Genomic DNA, 10,274 nt, shown 5'->3' with positions numbered 1-10,274 from the left:
TGAAATGTGATGGTAGGATTAAATCTAGCACAGCATATTGTTAATTTTGAGATAATGCTATTTTCATCCACTTTAAGTAAAACACTTGAATAAATAGAACTCATGTTCTATACTCTTATTATAAATAGAGTTGATTACATTATTCTTGTAATCATCCTGGAGGAATTCTAACTGGCAAAAACACTTCATATTCTCGGACTAATTTCAATCGTTGGAGGTATCATACTTGGGTTCATTTTCGGGATAGATAACGGATTCCGATTTGTAGTAGCTTTATCGTGGTGGATTAGTGGCATTGTCTCGGGTATATTATTTTTAGCATTCGCAATGATGATTGAATTACTAGAAGCTAACAATGCCATGCTCGGAGAACTTATACGCAGAACGCGCACAGATACGCCACCATCCCCACAGAAATCATTAGGTAATAGTAAAGCATCATTAGATTCACTCACAGGATACAAAATGAAATCTTCAGATTAATTTAAAGGAGTGACTAAACGATGTCAATTGAGATGAAAGATTTAATCAAATCATTCGAAGAATGGATTGTATTCACCAGTAATTTGAAGGAATTAAATGAAGAGGTTTGGGATTCAAGTATTGAACAAGGAAAGTGGACTATTCGATCCATTATCAGTCATATCATGTTATGGGATGAGTACTTTTACGAAGAGGCCATTGACAAGATTGCATCTGGTAAACAAGTAACTCTTAAACACTTGAATTATGATGATTTTAACAACAGGGCAATTACATACGGGAGTACGATAACAACATATGAATTAATTGAACAAGCCATATCTTTTCGCAAGAAGATTATCGGGAAGATTGAATCATTGTCAAAAGAGGAGATCGAACAGGATTATATAGATGGAGATGGCAATATCTTTAACATTCTGCAATATCTTAAAGATTTCATATGGCATGATCAACACCATATGAATCCATTACAACAATATCTAGCCACAATAAAAGCAACATTTTAAAATATACATTTTGCCATTCGACACTCGGTGCCCCTAAGATAGAAGCTATCTAAGGGAACCGACGTCGTGAATACAAGACCATTTTTAACACCTAAATTTCAAAATCACTTAAGGAAATGTGAATTCCACTCGACTTCCATTCGGATAACCCTCAAGTTGGTTGCCTACCCAACTACCCGCACCTCTGTTATCACTCGGAGATATATATTCAATATCAGCACCAGCTCCACCTTCCTTACACATGGCCATAGGCCACTCGTCTCGGTCGAATCCTTTCTTTGTGGGGATTCCCCTTAATGAGTCAGCGCGATTACTCTCTGCTCCCGCTCGGTCAATGGTGCATATAGCTGGATATCCAGATTGTATAGCATCCTTGATATGGGCTCCTGTCTCTGGGTAACGATCTATTGGAAACTCCAAGTAATAGTCTGCATCTGTAGTAACTTCAACAACTATTTTCTTCTCGGATAAATCAATAATATCGAAATAATACAACCCTAACATGACTACTACTGCAAAAATAAGACGAACAATAGATTTTTTTGTTTTCTTCAAGCTATGTACTCCCCTCATGTAAAAAAGCTTCTATGTGACTTCGAAATATACCATATTATTAAAATTGTTGCTATGGGAACACAGCAATTGTCCAAAAAAACCTTCAACCCCACTCATAGAAGCGGAATTGAAGGCTCGAAACCATAACTAGTGCTTGATAAAAACTTGTGTAGGAGGCCGCTACGATGACGGATTGTCCAACCCAATAACGAATTCCAAGCTATTCTTGTCGCTTCTCATAAGCAATTAATGTAACTTCTTTACCTGTGAGATCATATAGAAGCGCTTCTGTTTGTTTAATCGCTTGTAACGTTTGATCGTTCTCATTTAATGGAGCAATGGTGTACTCATCCGTTTGAATATGCATTATTGTCTCACCTCACAATCATTTTCTCCTAAGTTCCCCCCATTTGAGTTCAACTATTCTACCTACGTGCCATGAATACAACTTAAAGATTCGGAATACTCCAGTCAATTGGCCCCGCTCCTACATATTCCAGGAAAGCATTTGTCTGAGAAAAAGGTTTACTACCGAAAAAACCACGATACGCCGCTAACGGACTTGGATGACTACTTTGAATGACCTTATGTTTACTCATATCTATTAACGATGTCTTCTTCTGTGCATGACTTCCCCAAAGAATGAATACCAAAGGATGATCTCGTTCGTTTAATTTCTGTATGATCGTATCCGTAAAATTCTCCCAGCCGATCCCTTGATGAGAAGCAGGTTGTCCCTCCTGTACGGTGAGTACGGTATTCAGCATAAGAACCCCTTCCTTCGCCCAACGTTCAAGCGATCCGTGATTTGGGGTATCCACCGATAGATCGGCTTCTAGTTCTTTGTAAATATTTCTTAGTGAAGGTGGAATTCGTACTCCAGGCATGACAGAGAAACTTAGTCCGTGAGCTTGTCCAACACCATGATAAGGGTCCTGGCCTAAAATAACCGCTTTGGTTGTAGTATATGATGTAAGCTTAAGCGCTTCATATAAATACTCCTTAGGAGGAAGTATCGTTTGATGAGCGTATTCATCCGTTATCTTTTGCTGCAACTCTATAAAATAAGGCTTAAGCATTTCAGCTTGTAATTGATCATCCCAATCATTACCGAACATCCTGATCTCCTCTTTCACTTCATAATTATTACAAAAAATAAGCCGACTCCATAAACGCGGAGCCGACTCATTTCCATCTAAATCTTCAATCATGATGCCGAGAACCGGGATCGAACCGGTACAGTAGTCACCTACCGCAGGATTTTAAGTCCTGTGCGTCTGCCAATTCCGCCACCCCGGCATAATAGGTATGAATTCGCTGATTTATATAACGGTACTGCTTAAATTCAACTTTCTTATTATATGATATATTCCAAACAATTTCAACCTATTTCACAAATAACTTTTTCACAGAGAAAATTAATCATTTGCACATCATAGATAACACATTCGTTTTGGGCAAGCCGATGCTCATCACATCTTTACCCTCCCCATCATAGATTATAGGTAATTACCTATATAGAGGAGCAAATATGATGATGCAACATATGTATGAAGTCCCCCAATATGATGTAAGACAGCCAGATCAGACTACACACAAAGAGATGGTTCTAGATCATGTCACTGTCGATGTAACCGGAGATCATGTCCCCGATCAAATATGGCTCACAGGGGTTAAGCAAGATGCTACAAGTCCATTTATAACCGACATTTCTATTATCATTCAGGATGGTGCCTCCGCAAGACGTTATCGGATCAAGCCCAATCAGAATTCAGGATATAATCCACGTCTCTTTGTGGGAGACTTCACTGGGGATGGAATTGCAGATCTATTACTAACAATCGATAGTGGCGGATCAGGGGCGATAACGTATGACTATTTGTACACCCTAACTCAGGGCAAGACACAACTTATATTCAGCTCCGAAGCGTACAACGACTATTGGAAATACAAAGTAACCTATTTAGATGGTTATCGACTGCAATTGACTAATAGCAATACAGAACTAGTATATACGATAGACATCACATCTCGAGGCAAAGCCTATTTAGATGAAATCTATCATCCGAACGGAACGTTGAAGGCCCCTATTGAGGGGTGGGTAGACCCTCTCAGCGGTTTATATCCAGTTGATTTCGATCGAGATGGGGTCTATGAGTTACTGGCTTTCCAAGGCGTAAGCGGACTGTACCATGCTGATCGATTTGGGTATGTGGAGAATAATTTGAAGTGGCAGAACAACGGGTGGATGTTACAGAATCAGTGGTTTGCGATCTATGGAGCACCTAAATGATTTGATACACAGCAAAAAGAGGGACTATATAAATAATGGCAAGTGTCAGAGCAACCAATGCATACATCACCCAGCTCTGTCCTTTGAATTGCGTCAGTTGGGTTATAAAAATAAGAATAGCTAATGCATTTACGAATCCATTTATGACCGAATGGGGTACAAAGCTGACCAAATGTCCAACTTTCAATTTTCCCATAACATATTGAATGACACCTGTAAGTATCGTTGCTGCAAATAGATACTCAAACCCGTGCTCTTTAACCAGAGTCACCATAAGTAATGCCATAGCTCCCGTAGCTGCCGAGATCATCGCAGGTCTTCCACCTACAAAGGAGATGACAATAGCCATACAGAACGAAGCATACAGACCTACCATCGGGCTCACACCTGCAATAATAGAGAATGCGATTGCTTCTTGAATCAGCGCTAAAGCAACCGTAATACCGGACAATACGTCTTTTCGAGTATTACCAAACCAAGTAGAGTTGTTCAATTGTATAGATGCCAATGTCTAGCTTCCCCTATTTCAATGTTCATTAATAGCTAAAAAGACAAACAAAAAAATCCTTACAAAGCAAGGATTTCTGATAAAATGGGCCTTGAGGGACTCGAACCCCCGACCAATCGGTTATGAGCCGACCGCTCTAACCAACTGAGCTAAAGGCCCTAAATAATATGTAATCCACTATGAATAATGGCAATTTAATTGGTTGCGGGGGCAGGATTTGAACCTGCGACCTTCGGGTTATGAGCCCGACGAGCTACCGTGCTGCTCCACCCCGCGTCATTGAATTATTCAAATAGCGACAAGAATTAATATACAACATTAACACCCTATACGTCAAGCCTTTTTTATTCAAGGAATAAATCGAACGCCAAAACGCCCTCTACGAGAACGAAATATTTCCACAGAATAAGGATCATCATACCCGTAAATCCAGCCATCCTGCTCTAATCTTTTGGCAAGACAACTCGCTTGAAATTTACTTGTATAAAGTTTACCGAAATATACCCATTGCATACCTCTTCCCTCCTTCTCATCATGAGTAAAATAAGATGTCGATGGTATTGTTACCTAGTTACTCTCTATACATACAACTCGATTCGCAATATTCAAAATAGCCTTACTGAACTGCAGAACGTACAGTTAGTTGCAAATTTGTCCTCTAAATCCACCACTTTTCCGCGATTACCCCAACTTTAACGGCCATTTAAACACTTATTTCTTGCAAGCCAGCCTATTCTGCTAATTTAGGTGTTGTTTATGCACTTACTCACCGGCAGTGGATTTCTAACGGAAGTCACAGACCTTATTCCACGAAAAAACACCACAATGAAATTTTAACGGAAATACAGGCCTCTATATGCATATTAACAGCTCAAATCCGAAGGAAAAGACCAAATAAGATCTCTCATTTCCGTTAGAATTCCAAGAGTGACGATTCAGGCAAAATAGAGTCTGTTATTTCCGTTAGAAAATGTACTTGGTTACTCTACTCTTCATGATGCCACTACATACGATGTCTCCATTGGGTTGTTAATAGGTCTACCTTCGGCTACCTGCACGCAGCCAACATCCAGCGGTAGTCATCCACGTTAGTTGCAAATTTGTTCTCTAAATCCACCACTATTCCACTTTCCCCCACTTTAGATGCCTAAAAGACATTTAATTTCTCGAAAAGCCCAATTTTCCGCAATTCTCGCAGAATACACCTAAAGATCTTCCAAAAAATTATACTTTCTATCACGTCAAAAAAACCGGCCGCACCATCCCCATTGGAGGATGGCACAGCCGGTTCCACAAAAATGATATAAATGAATATTCCTTATACTCCAAAGGATGAGGGATCTGCTCTCCAAGCCTTCAATGCCGCTACATCTCCTGCTTCTATCTTCCCTTGCTCAAGAGCGACATCCATTAATGCTCCGTAGTTAGACAAGCTCTGAAGTGGAATACCTGCCTCTGCAAATGCGTCAACAGCTTTGTCAAGCTGATAGCTGAATATTGCAAGAACTGCCAATGGCTGTGCTCCTGCTTCCTTAACAGCTAAGGCGGCCTTCAATGAACTTCCCCCAGTAGAGATCAAATCCTCGATGACAACCACTTTCTGGTTCGGCTTGATTAATCCTTCGATCTGATTCTCCTTGCCATGACCTTTAGCCTTATCTCGAATATAGGCCATCGGAAGATTTAACTTCTGTGCTACCCAAGCGGCATGTGGGATACCAGCTGTAGCTGTCCCTGCAATAACTTCCGCATCGGGGTACTGCTCACGAATGACCGCTGCGAACGATTCCGCAATATATTCACGAATCTCAGGATATGACATCGTTAAGCGATTATCACAATAGATCGGTGATTTAATGCCTGATGTCCATGTGAAAGGTTGTTTCGGGCTTAAAGCTACTGCTTCAATCTTTAGTAAATACCCTGCGATCATTCCAGGAATTTCAATCAATTTACTCACGACTTCATCATCTCCTCAATAATTAGTTCTGCTGCTACGCGGGGATTGTTAGCGGCCGTGATAGGTCGACCAACAACAATATAGTGGCTCCCCTGCCGTATCGCTTCCCCAGGTGTTAACACTCTGGATTGATCTCCTATGTCACTTCCTGCTGGACGGATACCTGGCGTTACTGTGATAAAGTCTCTACCACATGCTTCACCAATCGAAGGTACCTCCTGAGCAGAGGCCACGACACCACTTAGTCCGGCTGAAGCGGCAAGTTTGGCGTATCTTACAACAGCGTCTTGTATGTTGCCTTCCACACCAATCTGTTCATTTAACACCAATTGACTAGTACTTGTTAAATGTGTGACAGCAATGATCAATGGCTTCGATAAAGAAGCATCACTTGCTAATGCATTCGTCATGCCTTCATAAGCTGCTTGCATCATCTGAGTACCACCCGCTGCGTGAACATTGAACATATCCACACCAAGCCGTGTAATGCTCTCAGCACCACCCTTAACGGTGTTAGGGATGTCATGCATTTTCAAATCCAAGAAAACAGAGTAACCTTTAGCCTTCAATTCGCGCACAAAGTTCGGGCCTGCAGCATAGAAAAGCTGCATCCCGACCTTCATATAACAAGGTATTCCTTGTAATTGATCCACTAAGGCGGATGCCTGTGTGGCATCTGGATAATCCAGTGCCACGATCAGACGTCCTGCCATATTTCTATATTCTGTATTCATAACCCTCTGCCTCCTATTGCCCAATAAATGATGGCATAGCTTGAGATGAGAAATTAATGGTGTCTAACATGATGAGCAATGCTCTTACTGTATCGAGTGACGTCATACATACGACACCATTCTCTACAGCTTCACGACGAATTCTGAATCCATCACGCTGCGGCAATTTACCTTTAGTGAGTGTATTAAATACATATTGAGCTTCACCTGTGCGGATCAGATCAAGGATATTCGGCGTTCCTTCACTCAATTTATGAACGGTAGTCACATCGAGTCCCGCGTTATTTAGAGCTTCTGCTGTGCCGCCTGTTGCATATATTTTATAACCCAATCTCTTAAATCCAGTCATAAGCTCTACCGCTTCATCTTTATCTTTATCAGCTACAGTTACAATGATAGAGCCTGTAGATGGTATTTTCATACCTGCTCCAATCAAGCCTTTGTATAATGCCTTAGCATATTGAAGATCGCGACCCATCACTTCACCTGTTGATTTCATCTCAGGTCCAAGCGTAGTGTCTACTCTACGGAGTTTGGCAAAAGAGAACACAGGTACTTTCACTGATATATATTTGCTCTCAGGCCATAGTCCCTCTTGATAACCTAAGTCTTTCAACTTCGTACCTAGAATCGCCTGCATAGCAAGGTTCGCCATCGGAATCGTCGTAACTTTACTTAAGAATGGAACAGTACGGGATGAACGTGGGTTCACTTCGATAACGTATACTTCATCTTGGTAGATGACGAACTGAATGTTTACCAGACCGATCGTCTTTAGTTCCTTCGCTACTTTGATCGTAATATTCACAATTTTCTCTTGAAGATGAGCTTCCAGATGCTGCGGTGGATAGACAGCAATCGAATCTCCTGAGTGAACACCAGCGCGCTCAATATGCTCCATAATTCCTGGAATGACTACCGTTTCACCATCACAGATGGCATCCACTTCTACTTCCTTACCGAGCATATAGCTATCGATCAGTACAGGATGCTCTGGATTGATCTTCACGGCATGCTCCATGTAACTCAGCAATTCCTCATCAGAGTAGACAATCTCCATTGCCCGCCCACCTAAGACATAAGAAGGACGAACTAGCACAGGGTAACCAATTTTCTCAGCTGTTGCAACTGCTTCATCTACAGAAATAACCGTTTTTCCATTCGGTTGAGCCACATTCAAACGAGTTAGCAAAGCTTCAAATTTCTTGCGATCTTCGGCTTCATCAATGCTTTCTAAGCTCGTACCCAATATTTTCACACCTGCTGCACTCAATGGTGCTGCTAAGTTAATAGCCGTCTGACCACCGAATTGAACAATAACTCCGATTGGCTTCTCTTGCTCAATCACGTTCATAACATCTTCGAAGAATAACGGTTCAAAATACAGTCGATCCGATGTATTGAAATCCGTAGATACCGTCTCAGGATTGTTATTAATGATGACAGCCTCATAGCCTGCCTTCTGAATCGCCCACACAGCATGAACTGTCGAGTAGTCGAACTCAATCCCTTGTCCGATTCGAATTGGACCTGAACCTAGAACGAGGATCTTCTCCTTCGATGACTGAATAACTTCATTCTCAGTCTCATAAGTAGAGTAATAGTATGGTGTAGAAGCCTCAAATTCCGCTGCGCATGTATCTACCATTTTGAACACTGGACGAAGATTATGACTCAATCTGAATTCACGAACTTCTGCTTCAGACGTATTACTCTTCGTTGATACGTTCAGCTTACGAATTTCAGCAATGGATTTATCCGTAAATCCAAGTCTTTTAGCTTGATACAACGTATCATAAGAAAGTATTTCTTCTGCTTGGATACGTGCCTCAAACTTGATAATCCCCTCAAGCTTGTCAAGGAACCACCAGTCCACTTGCGTTAGGTCTTGGATTTGTTGCAATGTATAACCGCGACGGAAAGCTTCAGCGATTAGGAAGATACGCTCGTCATCCGGTTTCTCAAGACGTTCGTTAAGAACCTCTTCACTTAATAGTTCTGCCCCTTCGAGATTAAAGCGATGAACACCAATCTCTAGCGAACGAATAGCTTTATGAATAGACTCTTCAAAGGTACGACCAATAGCCATAATTTCGCCAGTCGCCTTCATTTGAGTTCCAAGCTTACGGTTAGCATTAACGAATTTATCAAAAGGCCAGCGTGGAATCTTACTTACGATGTAATCCAATGTTGGTTCAAAACAAGCATACGTTTGTCCTGTTACAGGGTTAATAATTTCATCTAGGGTGTAACCCATAGCAATTTTGGCTGCCATTTTGGCAATAGGATAACCTGTCGCTTTAGACGCAAGTGCTGATGAACGACTCACCCGCGGGTTTACTTCAATAACATAATATTGAAAACTTTGTGGGTCTAGTGCAAATTGCACATTACAACCACCTTCAATATTTAGTGCACGGATAATTTTTACAGAAGCCGTTCTAAGCATTTGATACTCACGGTCTGATAATGTTTGGCTTGGAGCGACTACGATGCTGTCACCTGTATGTACGCCAACAGGATCGAAGTTCTCCATGTTACACACAACAATACAGTTATCGTTCGCATCACGCATAACCTCATACTCAATTTCCTTCATTCCTGCAATACTCTTCTCAACTAGACATTGTCCAATCGGGCTATAACGAATTCCGGAAACAACCGTCTCACGAAGTTCTTCTTCTGTTGCGCAAATCCCTCCACCCGTTCCACCAAGAGTATAAGCTGGACGAACGATCAACGGATATCCAATCTCATTTGCGAAATCAAGAGCTCCTTCTAGCGTAGTAACAATCGCACTTTCAGGCACAGGCTGTTCAAGCTCACGCATTAATTCTCTGAACAAATCGCGATCTTCCGCTTTTTCAATGGAACTAAGTTGTGTCCCAAGTAGCTTCACATTCTCTTGCTCAAGAACACCCGCACGTGCAAGTTCTACTGCCATGTTCAGACCTGTCTGACCACCCAATGTTGGTAGCAAACCATCTGGACGTTCCTGGCGAATAATTTGTGTAACGAACTCCAACGTAATCGGTTCAATATATACTTTATCCGCCATATTCGTGTCTGTCATAATGGTTGCCGGATTGCTGTTAATGAGTATGACCTCAATACCTTCTTCTTTCAAAGCCTGACATGCTTGCGTACCAGCATAGTCAAATTCAGCTGCTTGACCGATAACGATCGGACCTGATCCGATAACGAGTATTTTCTTTAGTTCATTATTTTTAGGCAT

The 10,274-nt window shown here is 41.5% G+C and carries 10 protein-coding genes, 3 tRNA genes and 1 pseudogene; 2 read left to right on the top strand and 12 right to left on the bottom strand.

Annotated elements, in window-relative coordinates; all coding sequences use genetic code 11:
• Positions 1-185 precede the first annotated feature (185 nt).
• Positions 186-455, bottom strand: coding sequence for a hypothetical protein (locus AC1TO9_RS01570; RefSeq protein WP_482054742.1), 270 nt, complete (start codon positions 453-455; stop codon positions 186-188).
• Between the two features lie 48 nt (positions 456-503).
• On the opposite strand from AC1TO9_RS01570, the gene AC1TO9_RS01565 reads away from it, so the two are divergent.
• A complete protein-coding gene (locus AC1TO9_RS01565) occupies positions 504-989 on the top strand; it encodes a DinB family protein (protein WP_482058193.1) in 486 nt (161 codons plus the stop codon).
• 108 nt (positions 990-1,097) lie between these two features.
• On the opposite strand, the gene AC1TO9_RS01560 is transcribed toward AC1TO9_RS01565, so the two are convergent.
• The 4 genes from AC1TO9_RS01560 to AC1TO9_RS01545 all read right to left on the bottom strand — a co-directional run bounded on the left by AC1TO9_RS01560 (position 1,098) and on the right by AC1TO9_RS01545 (position 2,843).
• Complete coding sequence (locus AC1TO9_RS01560) at positions 1,098-1,493, bottom strand: NucA/NucB deoxyribonuclease domain-containing protein (protein ID WP_482055235.1); 396 nt, start codon at positions 1,491-1,493, stop codon at positions 1,098-1,100.
• A gap of 271 nt (positions 1,494-1,764) precedes the next feature.
• On the bottom strand, positions 1,765-1,911 hold the full coding sequence (locus AC1TO9_RS01555) for a hypothetical protein (RefSeq protein WP_482054740.1): 147 nt from the start codon (positions 1,909-1,911) through the stop codon (positions 1,765-1,767).
• A gap of 82 nt (positions 1,912-1,993) precedes the next feature.
• A complete protein-coding gene (locus AC1TO9_RS01550; RefSeq protein WP_482055234.1) occupies positions 1,994-2,662 on the bottom strand; it encodes a uracil-DNA glycosylase in 669 nt (222 codons plus the stop codon).
• A gap of 95 nt (positions 2,663-2,757) precedes the next feature.
• Positions 2,758-2,843 (bottom strand) — tRNA-Leu (locus tag AC1TO9_RS01545).
• Positions 2,844-3,075: 232 nt separating this feature from the next.
• Here AC1TO9_RS01545 and AC1TO9_RS01540 point away from each other — a divergent pair.
• Complete coding sequence (locus AC1TO9_RS01540) at positions 3,076-3,837, top strand: VCBS repeat-containing protein (RefSeq protein WP_482054739.1); 762 nt, start codon at positions 3,076-3,078, stop codon at positions 3,835-3,837.
• A 16-nt stretch (positions 3,838-3,853) separates the two neighbouring features.
• Here the strand turns inward: AC1TO9_RS01540 and AC1TO9_RS01535 are convergent.
• The 7 genes and pseudogenes from AC1TO9_RS01535 to carB form a co-directional block, all read right to left on the bottom strand.
• Positions 3,854-4,345, bottom strand: a pseudogene (locus AC1TO9_RS01535) (SulP family inorganic anion transporter); the annotation flags it as partial.
• Between the two features lie 85 nt (positions 4,346-4,430).
• Positions 4,431-4,504, bottom strand: a tRNA-Ile gene (locus AC1TO9_RS01530).
• Positions 4,505-4,544: 40 nt separating this feature from the next.
• Positions 4,545-4,621, bottom strand: a tRNA-Met gene (locus AC1TO9_RS01525).
• A gap of 72 nt (positions 4,622-4,693) precedes the next feature.
• Positions 4,694-4,858 (bottom strand): hypothetical protein, encoded by a 165-nt coding sequence (locus AC1TO9_RS01520; protein ID WP_482054738.1) that lies wholly within the window; start codon positions 4,856-4,858, stop codon positions 4,694-4,696.
• Between the two features lie 805 nt (positions 4,859-5,663).
• Positions 5,664-6,278 (bottom strand): orotate phosphoribosyltransferase, encoded by a 615-nt coding sequence (gene pyrE, locus AC1TO9_RS01515; RefSeq protein ID WP_482055233.1) that lies wholly within the window; start codon positions 6,276-6,278, stop codon positions 5,664-5,666.
• 23 nt (positions 6,279-6,301) lie between these two features.
• Positions 6,302-7,039, bottom strand: a complete 738-nt coding sequence (gene pyrF / locus AC1TO9_RS01510) for an orotidine-5'-phosphate decarboxylase (RefSeq protein WP_482058192.1) — start codon at positions 7,037-7,039, stop codon at positions 6,302-6,304.
• Positions 7,040-7,052: 13 nt separating this feature from the next.
• Positions 7,053-10,274: a carbamoyl-phosphate synthase large subunit gene (carB, locus tag AC1TO9_RS01505; protein WP_482054736.1), complete on the bottom strand. Its 3,222-nt coding sequence runs from the start codon at positions 10,272-10,274 to the stop codon at positions 7,053-7,055.

The sequence above is a fragment of the Paenibacillus sp. Y916 genome (genome assembly GCF_056786435.1).
This window is presented reverse-complemented; position numbering and strand designations above follow the sequence as displayed.

What these genes read in the sequence shown, in the direction of transcription:
- AC1TO9_RS01550 (WP_482055234.1), bottom strand. Translation starts at nt 2,662, where the DNA reads ATGTTCGGTAATGATTGGGATGATCAATTACAAGCTGAAATGCTTAAG.
- AC1TO9_RS01520 (WP_482054738.1), bottom strand. Translation starts at nt 4,858, where the DNA reads ATGCAATGGGTATATTTCGGTAAACTTTATACAAGTAAATTTCAAGCG.
- carB (WP_482054736.1), bottom strand. Translation starts at nt 10,274, where the DNA reads ATGCCTAAAAATAATGAACTAAAGAAAATACTCGTTATCGGATCAGGT.
- AC1TO9_RS01540 (WP_482054739.1), top strand. Translation starts at nt 3,076, where the DNA reads ATGATGATGCAACATATGTATGAAGTCCCCCAATATGATGTAAGACAG.
- AC1TO9_RS01560 (WP_482055235.1), bottom strand. Translation starts at nt 1,493, where the DNA reads ATGTTAGGGTTGTATTATTTCGATATTATTGATTTATCCGAGAAGAAA.
- AC1TO9_RS01565 (WP_482058193.1), top strand. Translation starts at nt 504, where the DNA reads ATGTCAATTGAGATGAAAGATTTAATCAAATCATTCGAAGAATGGATT.
- AC1TO9_RS01555 (WP_482054740.1), bottom strand. Translation starts at nt 1,911, where the DNA reads ATGCATATTCAAACGGATGAGTACACCATTGCTCCATTAAATGAGAAC.
- pyrE (WP_482055233.1), bottom strand. Translation starts at nt 6,278, where the DNA reads ATGATCGCAGGGTATTTACTAAAGATTGAAGCAGTAGCTTTAAGCCCG.
- pyrF (WP_482058192.1), bottom strand. Translation starts at nt 7,039, where the DNA reads ATGAATACAGAATATAGAAATATGGCAGGACGTCTGATCGTGGCACTG.